A 21,158-nucleotide genomic window follows, 5' to 3' on the forward strand; every position below is an offset into this window, starting at 1 on the left:
AGATGCCTGCGGGAATCACCTGTCGAACGCACCCTCCTTGAAGTGGTTTCGGGCCGGGATGCCCACGGCGATCGCGCCGGCCGGAACATCGGTCACGACGACGGCATTTGCCCCGATCCTCGCATGATGGCCGATCCGGACCGGGCCCAGGATACGCGCACCCGCACCGACATCGACCCGTTCCTCCAGGACAGGCGTTCCGCTTCGACCCTCCACGGTTCCGATTGTCACCTGCTGGAACAGCAAACAGTTCGGCCCGATCTGCGCTGTCGGATGAATCACGACGCCGTTGGGATGAGGAAGGATCAGTCCGCCCTCGATATTGGCATTCAGGGGAATGTCGGCCTGCGTCACCACCGACCAGAACCTGTGACGATACACGGCGATCCTCTTGCGAAAGACTGCGCCGCGGCTGTTCGCATTCTGATAGTCGCGGATCGCCTTCAGGAGGCGACGGGACGGATCCCACCAGCATCTGGGACGTTCCCGCGTCCAGTCGGGCGTTCTGTCGTCGGACGGCTTCAATTCTGCTCTCCGGGAGTAGTCGTTTTTGGTTGTCGAGCCAAAAAGGAATTACTTGCTGGGTCTTTGACAGAAGCGTTGCCTGATGAGCCTTCGAGGCGGAGTGTCTCGCCCCCTTCGTCTTGGAACAGCCGGGCCAGCCGAGCGGCTTCCCGGCGGATGTCGAAGTCCCGTACGACCTTCTCCCGTCCGGCCCGACCCATCTCCGCCCAACAATCAGGATCGTTCGCTAGATCAAGCAACCGTGCCGTTAGCGTCTCTACGTCGCCCGGCGGGACCAGATAGCCACTAATCCCGTCCTCGACCAATTCCGACACGCCCGCGACTCGCGTGGCGATCACCGGTTTGCCACTGGCCATGGCCTCCATCAGCACGACTGGCACGCCCTCGGCAAAGCTCGGCAGAACGAGTGCGTCGGCTGCTGCGAGCCGGGCCGCCACGTCCGCCTGTGACAGTGCGCCGGTGAAGGTCACAGCCGCCTCCAGCGGGGCTGCGAGACATTCGAGTTCGGCGCGGTCCGGCCCGTCGCCTATGATCGTCAGGTGCATGTCCGGCCGGGCTTCCCGTGCGCGGTCGAACGCATCCAGCAAGATGCGCAGACCCTTTACCGGTGCGAGGCGGCCTACGAAGACGAGACGGAGCCCCGCCTCGGGATTTGCCGGGGGCAGCATGCCGTAGAGTTCCGGCACGACGCCGCAATGCACGATCCGCAGCTTGTGCCACTGATCGGGATCGGCGTGGAGCATCGCCTGGCTGCGTGCAAAATGGCTGATGCAGGCGACGAAGCGGGCCTCCGAGATTTTGGTGTCGAGCCGCCAGTACTTTGCCTCGAACAGGTCCGAAGGGCCGTGCAGCGTGAAGCTGAACCCGGTGCCGGCCAACCGAGCGGCCAGCACACCGACGGTGGCGCTGGAATTGGCGAAATGGGTATGGACATGGCCGCAGCCCGTCCGGCGCAGATGCCATGCGAGGACCATCGCTTCGGCCAGATAGATCCCTTGGTAGACCAGCGCTCTCAGCCCCGGTGCCCGCATCCGCCAAGCAAGGGAAACGGCTTTGGCAAACGGACATGGGTGCCGCATTGCATGCCAGAGCGCAGCTGCGGCCTTGCGGGGCTTCTTTGCGGTCTCGATGATATGGAAGGTGCGTCGGGCAGCAGCCTTCTCGGCCGAACCGATCAATTGCTCCGGCCCCGCCCGGCGAACCGAGACAGGGCGGATGTCGAGGCCCAGATCGTCTAGGGCCTCGATCTCGCGCAGGATGAAGGTATGCGAGACGGCGGGGAACAGAGCCGTCAGGTAGGCGATTGGAAAAGATTGTTGGGTCATGGGGCAGTCGACCCTCTCGCGCGGTCGACCGCCTTATTCCTCCCCGACGCTCCGCAGGCAAGCCGGCGTGGCTTCAATCCTGCATTTCGAGAGCTCCTACGGATGGATAAGCCGGACGGACTTGTCCGGCGAGATCTACATAGACTGCATCTTCAACTACCGCTGCTCCAAGTACAGGAGATTTTTCCAACGGAGCTGCGTTCCAGACAGTGTCTGCCGGGGTCGCATATTCTGTATGGAACGAGGCATCACCCTTGTTCTTGTAGCCCTTGTGGCGGGGCGTCCAGCGCGGGGTCTGATCGAGCGGGGCAAAGTCCGTGACCGAAGGATTGAACCGGGGCGCGTGGGTAATGTTGTCCGCTTCCATGACCGTGAACGACCCGGTCTCCTTATCAACAAACGGCTCGCCTTCGCCGTCCGTAGACAGGTTGATGTAAGTATTGTTGTGGACCTTCACCGGGGCTCCGGTGTCGTGGCCCGCGACCGTCACGAAGCTGATCCAGTCCTTCCCACTAAAGACCGGGAGATTGGGCCGAATGCCGACGGTGTTCCGCACGGTCAGTCCGGACGAAGACGTGATGACGAAATACCGGGTCTGGTAGGATCCGACGAAGTAGCACATCTCCACGACCATGGGGGACAGCACCGGAGCGATGTTCCCGTTCATCGGGCCGTTGACGATTGAGACGTCTCCACCCTCCATCGAGCACCGGGAAACATGGTACATGCTGTCACGTCGCTGCGCCATGTTGGCCCGAATGCAGGGTTGCTCCGTCGCCACCTCGGGAACATTCGGGAACCAGCCGCAGCGCGTGAACATGTCGTTGCCGTCGATCTGCACATGGTGCGGGATGAATAACTGAAAGCGCATCGGCCCGTGGCCGTTGTGCAGGCGCGGGTCATAGGTCTTCGGACCACCCGACAGTGCATCCACATGTTGCGAAAGCCGGTTGCCCAGAAGCGCGATGCGCCCGCAAGCCTCCATATAGAGGCCGTAGTCCTGCCAGTTGGTTACGAAAGTGTTGTGCAGGCAGAAGCGGCCGGCTTTCGCAGCATCCCCACTCTTCTGAGTAAGCCAGAGCATCGTGTAGAAAAAGCCGCTGCTTTCGCAGTTTGTGACAAGCATGTTCACGGCCGACTGTGCGTGGAGCTTGAAGCACGGCCCCGCCTTGTCGCCGCCCGTTTCGGTCGTGGAGTCCCACGCACCCTCAAACTGCAGGCCGTCCACGATGATCTGCGAAGACGTGTAATCGTAGTGTATCTCCATCAGGGGCTGCTCATATGTGGTGCCCGTCTTGCGGATAACGGGCTTTGCCCCCGATCCAGGCGCTGCGCAGAGCATGAACCGCTTGAGGCTTCGGCAATCTAGCTTGCCTGTGGTGAACGTCTCGCCCCGCGCGAACATGATCCGGCAATCCGTCCCGGCCCCGAGCGTGAAAGCTCCGGAAGCGGTCGGGGAGTGCTTCGACCCGGCGGGACGATTGGGGTGACTGGAATTGGCCGAGACAAAGATCGTCTTGCTGCCTGAATAGACCACGTCGGGGTCCGCGACCGTAATCGGATCGAGCGTAATCGTGATGTTCTTCCCTGAGGACGGCTCGATGATGAGAACGGACGGCGTATAGGTACCCGGCTGCTGATAAACGTGGGCGACCTTGCGTCCGTAGCCCTTATTCGCGTCCTTCCACTGCGCCAGCACATTGGTAGGCGCCGTAAAGGTTGCGCCATCGTCGCCGAAATCCCAGAGATAGATCAGGTCGTGGTCCTGGGCGTTGTAACCGGTGGCGCTGAAGGGAGCGTTCCAGCCCGCGAGATCTGTTGCTTCAAAGAAGACGGATTCTGGTGCCACCTGCAGCGGGGTCCGTTCGATCAGGAGCTTAACCGAGACATCACCCGAGCCTTTCGGCGGCAAAGCTACGAAATCAGGCGTTGCCTGTATATTGTGCGTAAGCGATCCCGAAACCGGTCCCGCCGTATGACTGCCCTGCGCAGCGGAGACTGCACCAGTAACAAGAGCTGTCGATGCGAAAAAAATGGTTTTCATAGATTAGTCTCCGGCCAAAATAGCGTAGGTCTTAGCGCGTTCAGTTGCGGTTAGCGCTTTCGTAAGGGCGATGCCTCGGACGTTGCCAATGAACTTGTCTGAGAGGATGCTGAGCTTGGTTCCAACATCCGTGATGTTAGAAAGGTCGACACCGCGCATATGGAGAGTCACGTAATCTTCAGTTTCCGACCAAGCTGCGCTAACCGCGTTTTGTTTCGAGGTCACCGGTGATCCATCGACCTCGTAGATAATATTCTGTTTGGCTGCCTCTACCATATGCGGAGAGGTTTGATTGCCGGGGTTGGCGATCCCCCAAGCTGCAATGCCGCTTACATGAAGAGGAATTAGCGTAGTATCTAACGTCTTGATCCGGATGAACAACTCCATTCCATTTTCCAGCTCAACAAGAGGACTGGCGGGTTCGATCCTGTCTGTATAAGACCATTCGACGTACCCATCTCTTGCTGTAGGACATCCATACCTTGGCGCCCTGGCATAATGGTTGTCGTTGCCCGAGAGATCCTCGAACTGCTCGACGTCTTGGTCGTTGTTACTGACTTTCTTGCCGCCGATCCGGTCGGCGTAGAGGTGATCTTTCGTCCGCAGATCGAAGACGACGACGCCGTTTGGAATGGCCGCAAATCCCTTCGGTGCGGGCGTAGGGGCGGGTACTTCCACTGCAATGGGCATCGGCTCGGTCTTGATGGCGTTGGAAATCTGATAGGCGTTCCCGAGCGTCTCGCCATAGGTGATCGACGCCTCGTAATCGTCGGCCAAGGTGTAGGTCGATCCCGTGGCGTCGGCAATCGGCGTGTCGTCCTTGCGCCATTCGGCCATGATCATCGGGGCCGGGTTGGCGCCGTCGTAGACCCACAGGCCGGGCGTGGCCGTCAGGGTGCTTCCCATGATAGCGTCGCCGGAGATGACGGCCGGCTTGAGGTTGATCGCATCCTTCGCAGCGAGTTCGGCGGTGTCGACCTCGTATTCGCCGTCATAGGCTCCGGACTCCGTAACGGTCAGCGTGACCACGCCGTCATGAGCCTTGATCTCGATCGTTCCGTCTTCGGGGAAAAGGATCTCCGGCACCGGAAGCTCTTGCGACGGCGGACTCGGCTCGACAGGATCGGGTGTTGCCGGCGGCTCGGGCGTCGCCGGGGGATCGACGGGCTCTGACGGTTCGGCAGAATCGTCCGGCTCGGGCGCTGTGGGGGCCTCGACCGGATCGACGGGTTCGGACGGCGGCTCCGTCTCGACGACCGGGATCTCGACCGTGGCCGGCGGCGAAAGCGTCTCCTCGATCCTGCAGATCGTGTAGGTGCCCGCCGAAAGGAACGTCCGGACGTCCTCGCCTTGGAAGACGATGCGGCGCGTTCTTTCGTTCGTGTCGGTATTGGTGAATTGGTAAAGCGGCATAGGAGATCCTATTCTGCGGTCAAAACGAAGCTCTCGAAGATCGGCGCCTCAAGGCCTTTGAGAACGGAGACCGATCCTGGATCGACCAGCACGGAGCCGTCGAAGACCGGGGTGCTGCTTCGGTCCACGGTCAGCACAAAGCCCTCGAAGATCGGCGCCTGGAGGGGCGTAGCGGGAAAGGCCGATCCCGGCTCGACCAGCACGGAGCCGTCGAAGACCGGCACGGCGCCTTTGTGGAGGATCGGACCGATATCCTTCGTCACACGGTACGATCCGGAAGATGACAGGTTGAAGCCCAGGTTCATCATCACGACAGGACCGAGATGCCCGTCGCCGTCGTGCCCGTCGCCCAGACCCGCGTGACGCGCACCGGGAAGGTGATGCCGGCCGCGACATAGATCGTTCCCGTCGTGCCGCTCACGGTGGTGATCCGGATCGACCCGTCCACGGCCACGTTGAGCGCGCGGCTGGCGCGCGGCAGGTCGGCCTCGTCGCTGGGCGTGATCGTCTGGACGTAGGTGGCTGGGCTTTCCAGTCCGCCCGAGAAATCGGCGAAAATGTCGTTCATGGATGTATCCTTGCCTTCGGGACGCGTCGGACACGAAGAGGCCGCACCCTGCTGTCGCGGGGTCCGGCTCTCCGTCTATGGAACGTGAATGCGCGGTAAGATCTGGATAGGAGCGGTTAACGATTCGTGAACCAATCCGGGATGCGTTCCGAGAGAGTTCAGCCTTTCGCAAGGCTCGGGTGCTAGCGCGGCATAACCATATCTGTCATGACGCGGGCGAATGATCGGGCCTCGCCTTGAGCCCGAGCCGCAATCCGTCCGTGTCGCTATCTGTCGGGATCGATGCCCCCACTTCTCGCCATCTTCGCCTGGCCTGTGATCGGCGCGGTTCTCTTCCAGAAACTGCGCCTACCCCTGGCGATTCTGGTCACGCTGATCGGGGGGTTCCTCCTCCTGCCCGAACGGGGAGGGATCGACTTCCCCGTCCTGCCGCCGCTCAACAAAAGTACGGTTCCCGCGCTCACAGCCCTGCTGATGGCTATCCTGCTGGTCTCACCCCGTAGTCCGGAAGTGGGACTCGCCGGGGCCTGGTCGCGCCTGACCCTTGCGCGGTTTCTGCTACTGGGATTGATCGCCAGTGCCTTTCTGTCTGTCGCGACCAATTCGGATACGCTGGTCTACGGGGGGCGCGTCCTTGCTGGCCTAAGTCTCTACGACGGGTTCTCGATCGTCCTGAACACGTTGATGATGGTTCTGCCGATGTTTCTGGCGCGGAAATACCTCGCCACGCCCGAGGCCCATCGGATGGTGCTCCTGACGCTCTGCCTCGCCGGGCTGGCCTATTCATTCCTAGCTCTGGTTGAAATCCGGCTTTCGCCACAGCTTAATCGATGGATCTACGGGTTTTTTCCGCATTCTTTCGCCCAGCACGTCCGGGGCGGTGGCTATCGTCCGCTCGTCTTCCTGTCCCACGGGCTGGTCCTCGCCATCTTCTTTTCCGGCACGATCTTCGCCGCCATCGGCTTGGCACGGCTCGACGCGCGTCGCCGGACCCAGTTCCTGCTCGCGGCCTTCTGGCTCTTGGCGGTGCTGACTCTGTCGCGGTCCCTCGGCGCGCTCGTGATCACACTGGCGCTTCTCCCGGTCGCCCTGTTCCTCACGATCCGGATGCAGATGATCTTCGCCGTGATCGTCGCCTCCATCTTCCTGACCTATCCCGTCCTGCGTGGATCGGGCTTCGTTCCGCTCGATCGCATTACGTCCGCGGCCGCGAGCATCGACGCGGGTCGAGCCAGCTCCCTGCAGACCCGTTTCGACAACGAGGAGATGATCCTCGGAAAGGCGGAGCAGCGGCCGATCTTCGGCTGGGGATCCTGGGGGCGCTGGCGGGTCTACGATTCCGAAACCGGCGCGGACATCACCATCTCCGACGGCCACTGGGTCATCGTCATCGGCGCCGGAGGATGGACGCGCTACCTTTTCGAGTTCGGCCTGCTGACGATGCCGATCTTCCTGCTGTTCCTGCGATCGGGACAGCTCAGGGTCGGGCGCGAAACCTCGACGCTGGCCTTGATCCTCGCCGCCAACCTCATCGATCTCATTCCGAACGCGAGCGTCACGCCAATCACCTGGATTCTCGCCGGGGCATTGTGGGGCCGCCTCGAGGTCAAGGCGCCCGAACACGCCGCGGAAACCAGTGCTTCGGTTGTGGTCGACGAACCAATTCGCGCCTATGTGCGATCCGCGATGCCAGAAACAATGTCCCGACCGACAGCAATGCATACGCGCAAGGCAACGCAGACGCAGGCGCGCGACGAGAAGGAGGCGCACGCGGCACCGACCAGCCTCTACACCCGCCAGACGACGCGCATCACGCGCACGCCTGCCGGACGATCCTCCCGCCGGAAACCCACGTGAACCGGGATCCTGGAGAGACGCACCCGATCCTCGCCGCGATCGCCATCGGTCGCAACGAGGGCGCGCGGCTGATCGCCTGTCTCGATGCGCTGGTCCCGCAGGTGGACCGGGTGGTCTATGTCGACAGCGGCTCGACCGATGGCAGCGTCGCGGCCGCGCGGGCGCGGGGGGCGGAGGTGGTCGAGCTCGACATGACCCAGCCCTTCACCGCCGCTCGTGCCCGCAATGCCGGGCTGGGGCGGCTGACGGGGCAGGGGGCGGACCCGCTCTACATCCAGTTCGTCGACGCCGATTGCGTGCTGCAGCCCGGCTGGATCGGTACGGCCCGCGCCTTTCTCGACGCGAACCCGGAGGTGGCCGTGGCCTGCGGGCGGCGGCGCGAGCGTCATCCCGAAGCGTCGATCTGGAACGCGATGATCGACGCCGAATGGGACACGCCCGTGGGACAGGCCCGCGCCTGCGGCGGCGACGCGCTGATGCGGGCCGCCGCGCTCCTCGAGGTCGGCGGCTACGATCCGACCCTCATCGCGGGGGAGGAGCCGGAGATGTGCCTGCGGCTGCGCGCCCGTGGCTGGAAGATCTGGCGGCTCGACGCGGAGATGACATTGCATGACGCGGCGCTCACCCGCCCCGGCCAATGGTGGCAGCGTGCGCGCCGCGCCGGATATACCTACGCCGAAGGCGTGGCGATGCACGGGCGTGGACCCGAGCGGCACAGCGTGGCCCAGCTTCGTCGCACGCTCGCTTGGGGGATCGTCCTGCCACTCGTCACCCTTCTTGGTCTGTTCGTCACCCCTTGGGCTGCACTCCTCCTGCTTGTCTGGCCGCTGCAGATGCTGCGTCTTCACGTGCGCGGATTGGATTGGCCGCAGTCGGTGTTTTTGACGCTGGGTAAGCTGCCCGAGGCGCAGGGGGCGCTCACCTATCTCTGGCGGCGCCTGACGCGCGCCCGGGCGCGGCTGATCGAATACAAGTGAGGCCCGGTCAGGCCGCGTGGGCCATCTTCCACGATCCGAGCGTGTCGAAGGCCGCGCGGATGGTCACGTCCATGTCCATGTAGCGGTAGGTGCCGAGCCGGCCGACGAAGGTCACGCCCTGCTCGGCGGCGGCGGCCTCGGTGTAGCGCTCGAGCGTGTCGTCGCCCGCGACCTTGTGGATCGGGTAATAGGGAATGTCGTCCTCGCCGCAGGCGCGGCTGTATTCGCGGAACAGGACCGAGCCCTCGTGATCCTCCCAGGGGCTGAAATGCTTGTGCTCGGTGATCCGCGTGTAAGGCACCGACTCGTCGCAATAGTTCATCACCGCGCAGCCCTGCACGTCGCCGTCGCCCGTGACCCGCTCGAAGTCGAGCGTGCGGTATTTCAGCCGCCCGTAACGGTGTCCGAAATAGGCATCGACCGGCCCGGACCAGAAGACATGGTCGAACGCGTCCTTCCGGGCGGTGTCGAACTTGGTGTTCAGCGCGACGGAAATGTTCTCGTGGTCGAGGATGTTGCCGATCATCGCCGTGTAGCCGTCCTCGGGCATGCCCTGGAAACGATGCGCGAAGTAGTTGTCGTCGTAGCTGAAGCGCACCGGCAGGCGCTTGAGGATGCTCGCCGGAATCTCGGTGGGCTCCACGCCCCATTGCTTGCGCGTGTAGCCGAGGAAGAACGCCTCGTAGAGGTCGCGGCCCACGAAGCGCAGCGCCTGCTCCTCGAAATTGGCCGGCTCCTCGATGGTCGTGTCGGCCTGCGCCTCGATAAAGGCGCGGGCCTCCGACGGCGACATGGTGCGGCCGAAGAACTGGTTGATGGTGAGCAGGTTGATCGGCAGCGAGAAAACCCGGTCCTGGGTCCGCGCCTTGACCCGGTTCACGTAAGGAACGAACCGCGCGAACCGGTTGACGTAGTCCCAGACCTCGGCATCGTCGGTGTGGAAGATGTGCGGCCCGTAGGCATGCAGCATCACCCCCGTCCCGGCGTCGCGCTCGGTATGGCAATTGCCCGCGATATGGTCGCGTTGCTCGAAGATGCTGACCCGATGGCCCGCCTCCGCCAGATCGCGCGCGATGACCGCGCAGGACAATCCCGCCCCTGCCATACCGATATGCATCGGAAATCCACCTTTTCGTCAATGATCCCGGCCTGCCTATCGCGAGCGGGCCCCGTTTTCCAGCGGGGGCTGCGATAATGGCAAACGCCGGATCATTGACCCGGATCGGCAGATCGCCCATCCCTCGACCGATCGCCGCGGAGACGTGGCCCTACGGACCGGAGCCGACGTGACGGGAACTGAACGGACCGACCGATTGAAGCATACGGCCCGCAAGGTCGGGCGTCGGTTGCGCGCCGGCCCCCTTGGCGACGCGGCGACGAAGGCCCGGGCCCGCATGGCACGGGGCGTGGAGGCGCGGACGCTGCTCCTGGTCTCGGACCGCTCGGTCTATACCAGCGAGCAGCAATTCGCACCCATCCGGCGCTTTTCCGGCCGGATCGCGGGGCGGTACGGGCTGATCGCGAAGTTCTGCACGCTGGACGAGGCCCGCGCGATGTCCACGGAGGCATTGCGAAGCCATGCCGCCATCGGCCTGAAGCTCGACTTCCGGACCCCGTCCGAGGCGGCGGGCGCCATCGCGGGGGAGATCCTCGGGCGGGTCCGGGGGACGGCGACCAGGGCGCTGGTCTTCGACGGCGACGACGACCTGTCGGTGCTTTGGCCGGACATGCTCGGTCGATGCGACCTCTACATCAAGAAGCATGCCTATGCCGATGTGTCTGACTACACGCAGGCGCGGGTGGGAAAATCGAATCTCACGGATTACGTCGCGACGGAATTCGGAACGTCCTTCGCGGACAACATCATCCCCCGGTCCGGCGGGATCGACGCGGCGGAGGCGGCCAGAATCGTCGTCGGCTGGAACATCGCGCTCGACGACAAGATCCACGATCTGAGCCGCGACCTGCCGCCGCCCGACGCCGCGACCAAGGACATCGACCTGTCCTGCCGGGCGAGCGTCGCGCCGGATGTCTGGACCTATCCGATGCGCAACGCGGCGGTCGAGGCGCTGCGCACGCTCGACGGACGCTGGCGGGTCCACGCTCCCGTCGACCGCGTGCCGCAGGCCGAGTATTACCGCGAGATGATGCGGAGCCGGATGTCGGTGAGCCCCTACGGGTTCGGGGAGCTCTGCTGGCGGGACTTCGAGTGCATCCTGTGCGGCGCCGTTCTGGTGAAACCGGACATGTCGCATCTGAGGACCGCGCCGGACCTGTTCGTGCCCGGCGAGACCTATGTGCCCGTCGCCTGGGACTTCTCGAATCTGGAGGCGGTCTGCGAACCCTACCTCAAGGACGAGGCGCGCCGGGCGCGGATGGCCGACCGGGCGCGCGCGATCCTTCTGGAAGCGTTGGGCCCGGACTGGTTCCTCGATCGCTTCGGAGAGGTGATGCGGCGGGCCGGGGTTCTCTCGACCTGAACTTACGACCGATAGTGCTGTGGCTGCGGGCGGAACGGTCGCGTCAGTCCCGGGGCTTCGACAGCGGTGCCGGCTCGCCGCCCAGGGGGCGGGGGTCGATCAGAAGCGCCATGATCCAGCCGGCGACGAAGCCGCCAAGATGCGTCTCCCAGGCGAGCTGGCCGTCCATCGCCCACCAGAACACCACGTTGAGCGCGACGAGCAGCAGCACCGCGCGGATCACCGGCCACATCGCCTCCTCGAGCGAATAGCGGTCCACGTAGGTCCAGGCGAGGATGCCGCCCACCAGTCCGAAGAGCGCGCCCGAGGCGCCGACCATGGGACGCAGATCCGAGGCCAGAAGCCCGAACCCCGCGCCCCCGCCCAGAATCGCGGCCCCGTAGAGCAGCCAGAACCCCCGGCCGCCGACGCGGTCGATCACCGCCCGGCCCAGAGACCACAGCGTGATCATGTTCACGATCAGATGGACCGGCCCACCATGCAGGAAACCGTAGGTGAGAAACATCGTCCAGGGCTGCACCGCGTAGTTCGGCCGCCAGTTCCCCAGAAGCCCCGGCCAGAAGCCCGCGTAATCGTAGGTCAGTTGCCGCAGCCGGGGCATGCCCAGCACCCCCAGATCGGCCAGCGACAACGTCACCTCGATCAGGGTGCAGAGAAGGATGAGGCCGATCAGTCCGTGCGCCGCTGGCCTCAGCGGCGCCACGAAAAGGTTCTCTGGAGACCCACGAAGATCTCGCTGTCGGTATCGTCCTCGGCGACCTCACGGTCGTTCTCGCTGTAGCCCGCCCCGCTGACCAGCGACCAATCCTGCGTCAGCACGCGGCTGTAGGTGACGTCGAAGGCGGTGCGGCGGGCGTCGTCGGCATCGCCGCTCTGGACGGCGGTGTCCTGCAGCGAGATCGTCCCCGTCACGAAGTCGACCGGGGTCAGCTCGCGCGTGACGCTGGCCGAGAGCGTGGTGCTGATCGTCTCGTCGCCCTCGATATCGGTGAGGTAGTATTGCCGAAGCGAGACGTTCAGCTCGCTGCGCGCCAGATCCTGCGCGTAGGACAGCGAGAAGAGCGGGGAGAAGTCGTCGTTCTCGTAGACGATACCCAGCCCGTAGGCGAGCGTGGCGGTCGGGAAGTCGATGTTCTGGCCGAAATTCAGCTGCGTGCGCTGGCCGTTCTCGGTCACGTCGGAGGTGAGCCGTCCGGTCAGCGCGCCGCGCGGCTGCGCCTTGCTCAGGCCCAACCCGAAGGTGAGGCCGTCGTCGACGTCGCGGTCGCCGTCCTCGTCCACGGTGACGCGCTCGTAGCCCACGCTCGCATCGGCCTCGAGCGTCGGCGTGACGGCCAGCTCGACGCCGGTGCTGACGCGCTCGCTGCGGCGGTCGCGGTCGTCGCCGTCGAGATCGACCACGCTGCCCGAGACCGTCGCAGCGATCCGCGGGTCGAGCTGGAAGCGCAGCGACAGGCCCGCCCGGTTGGTGGTGGAATCCTGCAGCCGGTCGTCGGTCGTGCCGTCCACCCGCGTGTCGAAGCGGCTGAGCGTGAAGGCGCCGCCGAAAGGCGATTCGAGACCGAAGGCCACGGCGAGGCCGAGGCTCAGATCCCGCCGCGTGCCCTCGTCGAGGATAAGGAAGCTCGTCTCGGGATCGACGAAGCTGTCGTCCACGTCCCGCTCGGCGTAGCTCGCCGTGAGGTCGATCTCGGTTTCGCGTGTCCCGAAGCTGTAGCCCAGCTCGACCCGGGGCTCGTCGAGGCCCGAGGGGGTGTCGGCCTCGCTGCTCAGCCCTTCCTCGAGGCGACCGGTCGCCTCGAGGAAGAACTGCCGGGAAGCGGTGATGTCGCGGATCGCGAGGCCCAGGCCGGTGCGGGCGATCAGCCCGTCCTCGTTGCCGCCGTCGTCGGAATAGACGAGCTGCGGCGAGATGCTGAACGTGCCGAGGAACCCGCCGTCCCCGGCTTCCTGCGCCTGGCCCGCGGCGGTGCCGAGCAGACCCCAGAGAGCGGTGGACGCGACGGCCCCGCGGCGAACCTGTCTCAAGGTTGCCATCCCTTACTCGAAGAGCCGGCGTTCCGGGACGAGGATCACGTCCCCTTCCTGCAGGGCGAAATCCGGGGTCAGGAGGGCCCCGTTGGTGATCGCCTTGTAGTTGATGACCACGACCTGCTGGCGGCGGGTCTGCGGATCGGTGCGGCGCAGCTGGATGCGTTTCTGCGCGGCGAAGCGCGACAGGCCGCCCGCTTGCGACAGCGCCTGCAGGAAGGTGGTGCCCGGCGTGACCTGCTTGAGACCGGGGGCGGTGACCTCGCCCAGCATGTAGATGTCGATGGTCGGCCCGAGCAGCGCGTTCGGATCGATCGGATCGGGCTCGCGCGGCTGGACGCCGACGAAGACGTTGGGGGGCGAGGTGAAGTTCGATCCGATCGCCTCGGCGATGGACGCCTGGACCTGACCGATCGTGCGGCCGCCCGCCGTCAGCGTGCCCGCGAGCGGAAAGCTGATGCGCCCGTCGGGCAGCACCGTGACCGAGCGGTTGAGGCCGGAATCCTCAAGCACCTCGACGCTGAGAACGTCGCCGCTCCGGATCCGGTAATCCTGCTGCGCGACCGCGATTGTGGCGACCAGGGCGAAAACCGCCGCCAGTGCCATGCGAATTGCCATCACCATCGAAAACTCTCCTGCCCTCTGTCGCCGGCTGCGCGGCACGTCCCAGCCGGTTCTCGACGCTTCGCGGGCGAATCGGAACCCCTGACGTCCCGGTACGCCCGATTATTTCGCGACCGTAGTGTCTTCGTCACGTTTCCGGCCGCCATGGAACGAACGGCGGCCGGGGAATGGGGGCTCAGTTGCCGCTTTCGGTTTCGGCCGGCGTGGCCTCCGAATCGGCCGCGGCGATCTCGTCGGGCAGGCTCAGCACGAGGCCGCGGGCGGTCTCGATCTGCGGGCGCTGGTCGGTGGCGTCGGCGAGGTTCACGGCGCGCTCCATCCGCGCGAGCGCGTCGGCGGGCCGGCCGAGCGCGCGGTAGACCTCGCCCAGATGGTACTGGACCAGCGGGTCGTCCGGCAGGCCCGAGGCCGCGCTCTCGAGATAGGGCAGGGCGGCCTCGCTGTCGCCGCGCTTGTGGGCGATCCAGCCATAGGTGTCCTGCATCGGCGGCAGCTCGGTGTCGCGCATCCGCCGCGCGATCGTCCAGGCCCGGTCGAGACTCTCGGGGTCGTCGCGATAGGTGGCCAGAAGGCTCGCGAGGTTGTTGACCACGACGACCGAATCCGAGTTGCGCTCGTAGAGAGTCTCGTAGACCTCGATGGCCGCGTCGATCTGGTTGTCCTGTTCGAGAAAGGACGCCTTGCCCCAGAGCAGCCGCGGATCGTCGGGAAGGTGCGTCAGCCCCTCCTCGATCACCGCCTGCGACGCCGCGCGGTCGCCCGTGCGCAGCTTCAGCCGCGACAGGTCGATCCAGAGCGCGGGGCGGTTCGGGTCGGCCTCGATCATCTCGCGATAGAGCGTCTCGGCCCCCGCCACGTCGCCCGAGGCGGCCCGGGTCACGGCAAGCGCGTATTTGAGCTGCGGATCCTCGGGATTGTCCTGCTGCATCTGCGTGGCCATGGCGAGCGCGCCCTCGACGTCGCCGGTGCCGAGCCGGGCCCGCAGCAGCGTCAGCTGCGAGGACAGGTCGGCATCGGCCCCGTCGGCTAGCGTCTCGAGGTAGTCCATCGCCTCCTCGGTGCCGCTCTGCGCCTCGATCCGCGCGGCCTCGAGGCCGTCGGCGGCCTGCCGGGCCTCGGGCGAGTCGATCCGGCGCAGCGTGTCGACCACCTGCCCGGTGCGCGCGTAATCCTCCATCGCCATGTAGAGCTGGCCCAGCGTCAGGAGCAGATCGAGATTGCCGGGGGACAGCCGGAGCGCCGGCAGCAGGATGTCCTCGGCCGGCAGGTAGCGCTCCTCCTCGATGAGCAGGCGGGCATAGCGGATCGACTCCGCGGGCGCATTGCCCGACGCTTCGACGGCCAGTGCGAGGAAGTCGCGCGCGAGCTGCGGGGAGCCCGCGCGGATATAGGCGTCCGCCATCAGCGTCATCGCCTCCGAATCCTCGGCCTCCTGGTCGAGCGCGGTGCGAAGTGCTGCGATGGCCGCGTCGGTGTCGTCCTCCTCGATGTTCCAGCGGGCCTGCATCTTGAGCGCTTCGGGCTGCGTGGCGTTGCGCGCCAGCACCTCCTCGATCTGGGTGCGGGCGCCGACCTCGTTGCCCATCGCGAGCAGCATCCGGGCGAGCGTGACCTTGATCTCGTCGGTCTGGTCGGACGGCTCGGCCCCCGCCAGCACGTCCTCGACCTCGGCCACGGCCGCGTCCTGCGCGCCGCCCGTGAAGTCCATCCCGGCACGGATCATGCGGAACGGCACCGGATCGGCGGCGGTCGCGATGGCGTCCTCGATCTCGGCGCGCGCGGCGTCCTCGCCCTTGGTCTGGATCAGGAACTGGATGACGTCGACGCGCGGCCCGGCCTCGCCCTCCGGCGCGGCCTCGGCCAACTCGCGCAGGAACGCCTCGGCCTTGTCGGTCTCGTCGTTGGACATGAAGAACCGGATCAGGCGGGTCTTCGGGCCGGTCTCCTCGGGCTGGAGCTCGACCATGCGGCGGAGCTGCGCCTCGAGCGCGTCGGTGTCGCCGATTTGCGCCAGCACGCCGGTGAGCTGCTCGTTGTAGACCGGGTTCTCGGGATCGCCCTCGAGCAGCGCGCGGATCAAGACCAGCGCCTCGGAGAACTCGCTGTCGCGCAGGTGATTGTCGATCAGCACGTTCTGCAGGATCGTGTCGTCCGGCAGGTCGGCGAGCTGCGCCTCGGCCTCGGCGGCGAGCTCGCGGCGGGCGGAGGCGTCGTCGTCCTGCGCGGCGTCGCGATAGGCGCGCGCGGTCTCGATCACCCCGACGCGGGGATCCTCGGGGGCGAGTTCCTGCGCCGTCTGGCCGTGGCGGTCGACCTCGTCCCAGTTGCGGCCCTCGAAGGCCATGCGGGCGAGCTCCAGCCGCGCCTCGAGATCGTCGGGATACTGCTCCACGAGGCGCAGGTACTGGCTGTAGGCCTCCCGGCGGTTGCCGCGCTCGACCATCAGCTGCGCGAGCAGGCGGCGGGCCTCCAGGTGGCTTCCGTCGAGCTGGAACACGTTGCGGAGTTCGACCACGGCCCGGTCGGGATCGCCCTCGGAAATCAGGGCGAGCGCCGCTTCGTAGTGCTCCGCCGCCCGTTCCTCGGCGCTCTGACAGGCGGTGAGCCCGAAGCCCAGGGCCACGATGGCCGCGATGCGAAGAAACCCAGTTCCGGTCATTCCCGATACCCTCGTGACGGTTGTTTGGCGCTCCCTATACCAGAAGACCGGCCCGAGACAGACTCGGCCGGTCACGGTCAGGCGACGAAATCAGCCCAATTCGTCCTAGAATTTTAGCGGTTCAGTAACCCGTCGCGCGCAGGACGACGCTCACACTGCGCAGGATGATCCAGATATCTATCCGGAAGGACAGCGTGCGCTCGTAGACGTCGTCGAAGCGGACGCGGCCGACGAACTCGCCCTCGTTGCGCTCGGAGACCTGCCACAGGCCGGTGATGCCCGGGCGCAGCCGGTAATAGGCCTCGCCGCAATACTCGTCCTGCTGGCTGAGCATCATCGGGCGCGGGCCGACCAGGGCCATCGTGCCGTTGAGCACGTTCCACAGCTGCGGCAGCTCGTCGAGCGAGGTCTTTCGCAGGACGCGACCCGCCAGCGTGATGCGGGGGTCGTTCTTGAGCTTCTGGTTCGCGTCCCATTCGGCCTTGGCCTCGGGATCCGCCGCCAGATAGGAGGCCAGCTGCGCATCGGCGTCGGGCACCATCGTGCGCAGCTTCCACAGGCGGAAATGCCGTCCGTCCCGGCCCACGCGGATCTGGCTGTAGAACGGATTGTGCCCGTCGAGCGCCACCAGAAGGATCATCACCGCCAGCACCACGAGCGTGATCGGCGCGGTGCCCAGGATGAAGACCGTCTCGAAGACGCGCTTGCCCGCACGCCGGTAGGGGGAGGTGCGACCGGCCCGGGCGGGGGCCTTGTTAAGAACAGGGGAAAGGGCCTTCGAGAGAACCGGGTAGGACTTCGCGGTCTCCAACGTCGTCGAGAACATCGCCATATTGCAGAACCCCCGGAGAAAAATACCCGGGCCTTTTTATAAAATTGTCGAGCCCGGGACTGACTCGCTTCCCCCCGGAACGGTTCAATCCCACGCGCCAAATCGGCACGATGTCGTTCTAACATCTCTAAAAATCGACGCAAAGCCTTCTTTACGCGAAGCATCAAAGATTGCAGAAACGCAACGTTTCGAGCGGTTTCCGGAGACCCCCCGCAGAACGTGATCGAAGAAACGCCACGTCAGTTCTGAACAGGCGGAACTTGCAGGGAATTCAGTGCGTTCAGTCCGGTTTCCGTGCTCGCTGGAAGAAATCCGGGGCGAATCAAAGCGGTAGGGTCAGGCTGGCCGGTTCCGCGGTCGGGAAACACCCGACCCCCTCATCACGCGGGCGGAACGGATTGCGGGTGGTCCCGACCGTGCCAAAATTGTAGTGTAGACTCTATTTTAGCGGGTTCGCCCGCACATTGCGTTTCATCTCCTTCCTCACGAGGCTTCCGTTCCGTGACCACCGACCTCTACAGCGCACATTTCGGCTTTCGGGAACGGCCGTTCACGCTGTCGCCGGACCCGGACTTCCTGTTCTGGTCCAAGGCGCATCTGCGGGCCTTCTCGGTGCTGGAATACGGCCTCATGACGCGCGCCCCGCTCACGGTCGTCACCGGCGAGGTGGGGATCGGCAAGACCACCCTGGTGCAGGCGCTGCTCGACCGGCTCGACGACGAGGTGACGGCGGGGCTTCTGTCGAACGTCCAGGGCGACCGCGGTGCGCTCCTCCGCTGGGTTCTGAACGCCCTCGATGTGGACGACATGCCCGCGGGCAGCGACTACGTGGACCTGTTCCAGCGGCTGCAGGACTTCGTGCTCGACGAATACGCCTCCGGCCGGCGGGTCGTGCTGATCATCGACGAGGCGCAGAATCTCGGCTTCGACACGCTCGAGGAGCTGCGGATGCTCACCAACATCAACTCGGGCAAGGACGAGCTCCTGCAGCTCATCCTCGTGGGCCAGCCCGAGCTGCGCGACATGATCTCCCGGCCCGAGCTCAGGCAGTTCGCGCAGCGCGTCTCCGCGAGCTACCACCTCGATCCGATGGATCTCGAGACGACCCGCGCCTATGTCGACCACCGCCTGCGCCATGTGGGCGGCGACGGATCCGAGTTCACCCCCGAGGCGGTGGCGGCGATCCACCGCGAGTCGGACGGGGTGCCGCGGATCATCAACAAGCTCTGCGACCTCTCGCTCGTTTACGCCGCAAGCGCCGGACAGGAGGAGGTCGATTCCGACACAGTCCAGGAGCTCGTCAATGACGGGCTCGTGCTCAAGACGAGGACCGGACCCTTGCTGCTCACCGACCCGCTCGAGAACGGCGTTGCCGGAAAGGCCGCGGAATGAACCTCGATCTTCGCTTCTACTGGAGCCTGTTCCTGCGGCGTTTCCCGATGATGGCGCTGTTCATACTGGTCTGCTCGGGGCTCGGCGTGATCACCGCGCTCAAGCTGCCCGAGACCTACTCCACCTCCGCGCGGCTTCTCGTGGAATCACCGCAGATCTCGAACGATCTGGCCGCCTCGACGGTGCAGTCGAACGCGATCGAGCAGCTCGACATCATCGAGCAGCGGCTGATGACCCGCGCCAACCTGATCGACATCGCCAACCGCTTCGACGTCTTCGCCGATATCCGCGCGATGTCCCCCGACGAGGTGGTCGAGGCAATGCGCGGCAACACGCAGATCCGGCGCTCCAGCGGGCGCGACGAGGCCACGCTGATGACGATCGGCTTCGAGGGACGCTCGGCCCGCATCGTGCAGGCAGTGGTCAATGAATACGTCACCCTCATGCTCGAGACCAATGTCGAGTTCCGGATGTCGCGCGCCGAGAACACCCTCGAGTTCTTCCAGGAGGAGGCCCGCCGCCTCGGCGAGGAGCTCAGCCAGAAGAGCGCCGCGATCGTCACCTTCAAGTCCGAGAACGCCGACGCGCTGCCCGAGGACCAGGGCTACCGCCTCGATCGCCAGACCCTGCTGCAGGAGCGTCTCTCGCGGACGGAGCGCGACCTCTCTGCCGCCCAGGCCCAGCGGCGCGACATCATCAACATCTTCGAGACCACCGGCTCGGTCCGCGGCGACATCGCGCCCCGGTCCCCGGAGGAGCAGCAGCTCATCGCCGCACGCGCCGAACTGCGACTGCTGAAGACGGACTACACCGACACCAATCCCCGGGTGATCCGCCTGCAGAACCAGGTCGACCGCCTCGAAGCCGTGGTCGAGGCGCAGATCGAGGCAGGCATGCCCGAGGGCGCCGAGCGCAAGACGCCCGAGGAGGCCATGCTCGAGGCAACGCTCTCCGAGATCGACAGCCGGATCGAGAACCTCTCTGCCGACATGGAATCGACCGAGACCGAGCTCGACCGCCTCGCCGCCGCCATCTCCGCGAGTTCCGCGAACGGCATCCAGCTCGCCGCGCTCGAGCGCGATTTCGAGGCGACGCAATCGCGCTACCAGTCCGCCGTGCAGAATCTCAACGCCGCCCGCCTGGGCGAACGGATCGAGACCACGGCGCAAGGGCAGCGGGTCACCGTCATCGAGAACGCCAGCGTCCCGAACGAGCCTTCGGGGCCGAACCGTCCGAAGGTCGCGCTGGCCGGTGCGGCGGCAGGGATCGGGCTCGCGGCGGCCTATTTCGTGCTGCTCGAGTTCCTCAACCGGACGATCCGCCGCCCCGCAGAGGTGCAGAGCCGTTTCGGCATCGTGCCGCTCGCCTCGATCCCCTACATGGAGAGCCGCCGGCATCGGTTCCTGCGCCGCGCGAGCCTCGTCGCCGCCACGCTGATCGTGGTGATCGGCGTGCCGATCGCCCTGTGGTACATCGACCAGACCTATCTGCCCCTGGATCTCGTGGTCCAGAAGGGGCTGGACCGGCTCGGCCTGGGCTGAGCGCCGGCCCGCCCCACCCGAGAACCGAATCGAGGATCTGAGACCGAGATGGAAAAACTGCAAGCCGCTCTGGATACGGCCCGCAAGACCCGGTCGGGCGTTCCGAAGGGCCGGATCGCCACCCCCAGCGGGCGCCGCATCGCGCCGGGCGACGGCGAAAGCCTGTCGGTCCTCTGGCGGGAGCTTGCTCCGTTCGACGTCGACAATACCCTGCTCGAAACCAACCGGATCGTCAGCCGCGCGGCCAACAGCGCGGCCGCGCCTTTCGACATCCTGCGCACCAAGGCGCTCCTGCAGATGCGTCAGAACGGCTGGAAGCGGCTCGCCATCACCTCGCCGATGCCGAGCTCGGGCAAGACGACGATGGCCTGCAACCTCGCGCTCGGCCTCGGCCGGCAGCGCGACCTGCGTGCGATCCTCTTCGACCTCGACCTGCGCGACCCCTCGGTGCACGAGGTCCTGCAGGTCCGCCCGCAGGCCTCGATCGGCCGGGTGATGTCGGGAGAGGTCGATTTTGCCGACCAGGCGATGCGGTTCGGCGACAACATCGCCGTCTCGATGGCCCAGCACGCCGAGGTCGACCCCGCGCGCCTGCTACTGGCAGAAGAGACGGCGCATGTCCTCGACGAGATCGAGGCGCGCTACCGGCCCGACCTGATGATCTTCGACCTGCCCTCGATGCTGGTCAACGACGACACGCGTGCCTTCCTCAAGAACGCAGACTGCGCCCTCATCGTCGCCCGCGCGAACACCACCCGCTACGCCCAGTTCGACACCTGCGAGCGCGAGATCACCGAGCAGACCAACGTCCTCGGCGTCGTCCTCAACGCCTACCGCCACGCGGGGAAGGGCGGGGACTGAGCCGCGGGGCGCTGCCGCCGTTTTTTCTG

18 protein-coding genes are annotated in these 21,158 nt (G+C 65.6%); 6 read left to right on the plus strand and 12 right to left on the minus strand.

Annotated features, from left to right (window positions below; all coding sequences use genetic code 11):
* Positions 1-15: 15 nt before the first annotated feature.
* From Q1B08_RS13070 to Q1B08_RS13095, 6 genes are all read right to left on the minus strand, one after another.
* Positions 16-525: a serine acetyltransferase gene (locus Q1B08_RS13070; RefSeq protein ID WP_299819465.1), complete on the minus strand. Its 510-nt coding sequence runs from the start codon at positions 523-525 to the stop codon at positions 16-18.
* Positions 522-1,703 carry a glycosyltransferase family 4 protein gene (locus Q1B08_RS13075; RefSeq protein ID WP_299819468.1) on the minus strand — a complete coding sequence of 394 codons (1,182 nt, stop codon included), beginning with the start codon at positions 1,701-1,703 and terminating at the stop codon, positions 522-524. The genes Q1B08_RS13070 and Q1B08_RS13075 overlap by 4 nt, the downstream gene beginning before the upstream one ends.
* Before the next feature lie 220 nt (positions 1,704-1,923).
* Complete coding sequence (locus Q1B08_RS13080; protein ID WP_299819471.1) at positions 1,924-3,894, minus strand: hypothetical protein; 1,971 nt, start codon at positions 3,892-3,894, stop codon at positions 1,924-1,926.
* A gap of 3 nt (positions 3,895-3,897) precedes the next feature.
* Positions 3,898-5,307: a hypothetical protein gene (locus Q1B08_RS13085; RefSeq protein WP_299819474.1), complete on the minus strand. Its 1,410-nt coding sequence runs from the start codon at positions 5,305-5,307 to the stop codon at positions 3,898-3,900.
* A gap of 8 nt (positions 5,308-5,315) precedes the next feature.
* Positions 5,316-5,570: a hypothetical protein gene (locus Q1B08_RS13090; RefSeq protein ID WP_299819477.1), complete on the minus strand. Its 255-nt coding sequence runs from the start codon at positions 5,568-5,570 to the stop codon at positions 5,316-5,318.
* A 44-nt stretch (positions 5,571-5,614) separates the two neighbouring features.
* On the minus strand, positions 5,615-5,875 hold the full coding sequence (locus Q1B08_RS13095) for a hypothetical protein (protein ID WP_299819480.1): 261 nt from the start codon (positions 5,873-5,875) through the stop codon (positions 5,615-5,617).
* 282 nt (positions 5,876-6,157) lie between these two features.
* On the opposite strand from Q1B08_RS13095, the gene Q1B08_RS13100 reads away from it, so the two are divergent.
* Complete coding sequence (locus Q1B08_RS13100; protein WP_299819483.1) at positions 6,158-7,732, plus strand: hypothetical protein; 1,575 nt, start codon at positions 6,158-6,160, stop codon at positions 7,730-7,732.
* Positions 7,729-8,709, plus strand: a complete 981-nt coding sequence (locus Q1B08_RS13105) for a glycosyltransferase family A protein (RefSeq protein WP_299819486.1) — start codon at positions 7,729-7,731, stop codon at positions 8,707-8,709. Before Q1B08_RS13100 ends, Q1B08_RS13105 begins: the two co-directional genes overlap by 4 nt.
* Before the next feature lie 7 nt (positions 8,710-8,716).
* On the opposite strand, the gene glf is transcribed toward Q1B08_RS13105, so the two are convergent.
* Complete coding sequence (glf, locus tag Q1B08_RS13110) at positions 8,717-9,826, minus strand: UDP-galactopyranose mutase (protein ID WP_299819489.1); 1,110 nt, start codon at positions 9,824-9,826, stop codon at positions 8,717-8,719.
* A gap of 196 nt (positions 9,827-10,022) precedes the next feature.
* Between glf and Q1B08_RS13115 the strand changes: the two genes are divergently transcribed.
* Positions 10,023-11,189, plus strand: a complete 1,167-nt coding sequence (locus tag Q1B08_RS13115; RefSeq protein ID WP_299819492.1) for a glycosyltransferase — start codon at positions 10,023-10,025, stop codon at positions 11,187-11,189.
* Positions 11,190-11,232: 43 nt separating this feature from the next.
* Here Q1B08_RS13115 and Q1B08_RS13120 read toward each other — a convergent pair whose 3' ends face one another.
* The 5 genes from Q1B08_RS13120 to Q1B08_RS13140 all read right to left on the minus strand — a co-directional run bounded on the left by Q1B08_RS13120 (position 11,233) and on the right by Q1B08_RS13140 (position 17,335).
* Positions 11,233-11,892 (minus strand): rhomboid family intramembrane serine protease, encoded by a 660-nt coding sequence (locus Q1B08_RS13120; RefSeq protein ID WP_299819495.1) that lies wholly within the window; start codon positions 11,890-11,892, stop codon positions 11,233-11,235.
* Positions 11,880-13,217 (minus strand): hypothetical protein, encoded by a 1,338-nt coding sequence (locus Q1B08_RS13125; RefSeq protein ID WP_299819498.1) that lies wholly within the window; start codon positions 13,215-13,217, stop codon positions 11,880-11,882. The genes Q1B08_RS13120 and Q1B08_RS13125 overlap by 13 nt, the downstream gene beginning before the upstream one ends.
* Before the next feature lie 12 nt (positions 13,218-13,229).
* Entirely contained in the window at positions 13,230-13,844 is a 615-nt protein-coding gene (locus Q1B08_RS13130) for a polysaccharide biosynthesis/export family protein (RefSeq protein WP_299819501.1), read from the minus strand.
* A 175-nt stretch (positions 13,845-14,019) separates the two neighbouring features.
* Positions 14,020-16,503, minus strand: coding sequence for a tetratricopeptide repeat protein (locus Q1B08_RS13135; protein WP_299819504.1), 2,484 nt, complete (start codon positions 16,501-16,503; stop codon positions 14,020-14,022).
* A gap of 121 nt (positions 16,504-16,624) precedes the next feature.
* Complete coding sequence (locus Q1B08_RS13140) at positions 16,625-17,335, minus strand: sugar transferase (protein ID WP_299819507.1); 711 nt, start codon at positions 17,333-17,335, stop codon at positions 16,625-16,627.
* A 501-nt stretch (positions 17,336-17,836) separates the two neighbouring features.
* Between Q1B08_RS13140 and Q1B08_RS13145 the strand changes: the two genes are divergently transcribed.
* Genes Q1B08_RS13145 through Q1B08_RS13155 form a run of 3 tightly spaced genes read left to right on the plus strand, consistent with a single transcriptional unit; the run spans position 17,837 to position 21,129 of the window.
* The gene (locus tag Q1B08_RS13145) at positions 17,837-18,727 is read left to right on the plus strand and encodes an AAA family ATPase (protein ID WP_299819510.1); all 891 of its coding nucleotides are present in this window, start codon (positions 17,837-17,839) and stop codon (positions 18,725-18,727) included.
* Positions 18,724-20,268 carry a chain length-determining protein gene (locus tag Q1B08_RS13150; protein WP_299819513.1) on the plus strand — a complete coding sequence of 515 codons (1,545 nt, stop codon included), beginning with the start codon at positions 18,724-18,726 and terminating at the stop codon, positions 20,266-20,268. The genes Q1B08_RS13145 and Q1B08_RS13150 overlap by 4 nt, the downstream gene beginning before the upstream one ends.
* Positions 20,269-20,316: 48 nt before the next feature.
* The gene (locus tag Q1B08_RS13155; RefSeq protein ID WP_299819516.1) at positions 20,317-21,129 is read left to right on the plus strand and encodes a CpsD/CapB family tyrosine-protein kinase; all 813 of its coding nucleotides are present in this window, start codon (positions 20,317-20,319) and stop codon (positions 21,127-21,129) included.
* Positions 21,130-21,158 lie beyond the last annotated feature (29 nt).

Source organism: uncultured Jannaschia sp., assembly GCF_947494025.1.
Taxonomy (GTDB): Bacteria; Pseudomonadota; Alphaproteobacteria; order Rhodobacterales; family Rhodobacteraceae; genus Jannaschia.

What these genes read in the sequence shown, in the direction of transcription:
- Q1B08_RS13080 (WP_299819471.1), bottom strand. Translation starts at nt 3,894, where the DNA reads ATGAAAACCATTTTTTTCGCATCGACAGCTCTTGTTACTGGTGCAGTC.
- Q1B08_RS13085 (WP_299819474.1), bottom strand. Translation starts at nt 5,307, where the DNA reads ATGCCGCTTTACCAATTCACCAATACCGACACGAACGAAAGAACGCGC.
- Q1B08_RS13095 (WP_299819480.1), bottom strand. Translation starts at nt 5,875, where the DNA reads ATGAACGACATTTTCGCCGATTTCTCGGGCGGACTGGAAAGCCCAGCC.
- Q1B08_RS13100 (WP_299819483.1), top strand. Translation starts at nt 6,158, where the DNA reads ATGCCCCCACTTCTCGCCATCTTCGCCTGGCCTGTGATCGGCGCGGTT.
- glf (WP_299819489.1), bottom strand. Translation starts at nt 9,826, where the DNA reads ATGCATATCGGTATGGCAGGGGCGGGATTGTCCTGCGCGGTCATCGCG.
- Q1B08_RS13130 (WP_299819501.1), bottom strand. Translation starts at nt 13,844, where the DNA reads ATGGTGATGGCAATTCGCATGGCACTGGCGGCGGTTTTCGCCCTGGTC.
- Q1B08_RS13135 (WP_299819504.1), bottom strand. Translation starts at nt 16,503, where the DNA reads ATGACCGGAACTGGGTTTCTTCGCATCGCGGCCATCGTGGCCCTGGGC.
- Q1B08_RS13140 (WP_299819507.1), bottom strand. Translation starts at nt 17,335, where the DNA reads ATGGCGATGTTCTCGACGACGTTGGAGACCGCGAAGTCCTACCCGGTT.
- Q1B08_RS13150 (WP_299819513.1), top strand. Translation starts at nt 18,724, where the DNA reads ATGAACCTCGATCTTCGCTTCTACTGGAGCCTGTTCCTGCGGCGTTTC.
- Q1B08_RS13155 (WP_299819516.1), top strand. Translation starts at nt 20,317, where the DNA reads ATGGAAAAACTGCAAGCCGCTCTGGATACGGCCCGCAAGACCCGGTCG.